The sequence below is a fragment of the Microbulbifer agarilyticus S89 genome (genome assembly GCF_000220505.1).
GTDB classification, from domain to species: Bacteria; Pseudomonadota; Gammaproteobacteria; order Pseudomonadales; family Cellvibrionaceae; genus Microbulbifer; species Microbulbifer agarilyticus_B.
The window spans coordinates 1-534 of sequence record NZ_AFPJ01000056.1 but is presented as its reverse complement, the minus strand read 5'-3'; the positions used below and the strand labels follow the sequence as shown (position 1 = coordinate 534).

1 protein-coding gene is annotated in these 534 nt (G+C 59.2%); it reads left to right on the top strand.

The features are described from left to right. On the top strand, positions 1-534 hold a 534-nt coding region (locus tag AS89_RS18830), incomplete at both ends, for a hypothetical protein (protein WP_010133853.1).

Sequence of the window (534 nt, the reverse complement as noted above, 5' to 3'; positions counted from 1 at the left end):
TGTAATCAGCGACAGCTTCACCATGGGTACCGCTGCTAGCTTGCAAGTGGCCGCTGACTTCGATGCAACCACCACCAACGAGCAGCACTACGCACTGGTGGATGTAGATGGCAATGCGGTTCTGACTGCCGGTGGTGACATTGCCTTCAGCGAAGCCGCCAACATCGGTGCCGATCTGACCATCGTTGATGGCGATAACCTGGCCATGACTGATGATGTTGCGGTTACCGGCACTGCGAACCTGGCCCTGCGCGGTGACGTTACCCAGTCTGCGGGCCAGCAGTTCACCATCGGCAAAGACCTGACGGCTTCCGCGAATAGCTGGAGCATGGACGACACCGCACTGCTACAGAGCGGCGGCGCCATGCAGATTGATACTGTTGCCGGTATGGATCTCGCACAAGTCGATAGCGGCAGCACCCTGGCCCTGACCAGCGGCGCCGAGATCGCACTGCGTGAATCCATGAACGCAGTCGACAGTATTGCTCTGCAAGCAACTGATGCCATCACCCTGAGCGACGCCGCACAGCTGGT